Source organism: Bacillus sp. MUM 116 (genome assembly GCF_001866655.1).
Classification (GTDB): Bacteria; Bacillota; Bacilli; order Bacillales; family Cytobacillaceae; genus Neobacillus.
In genome coordinates this window covers 1-206 of record NZ_MLYR01000201.1, presented here as the reverse complement: position 1 = coordinate 206, position 206 = coordinate 1, and the positions used below count along the sequence as shown (strand labels likewise).

At 57.3% G+C, this 206-nt stretch carries 1 protein-coding gene; it reads left to right on the top strand.

The annotated features are described in order from the left end of the window. Nucleotides 1-206, top strand: a 206-nt coding sequence (locus BIV60_RS30020; RefSeq protein ID WP_177177425.1) for a hypothetical protein, incomplete at both ends; no start/stop codon positions are given.

The following is a 206-nucleotide window of genomic DNA, read 5'->3' as shown; positions in this document are numbered from 1 at the left end:
TCAAGTGGCAGCTCAGGCAGCTCGGGAAGCAGCGGTTCATGCGGCAGCTCCGGCAGCTCGGGAAGCAGCGGGTCAAGCGGCAGCCACGGGTCCGGGAAAAGTAAAGGTGGGAAAAATTCCGGAAAGAATAAGAACAATAAACATTCCGGGAAAAGTAAAGGCAGCCATGGATCAAGTGGCAGCTCAGGCAGCTCGGGAAGCAGCGG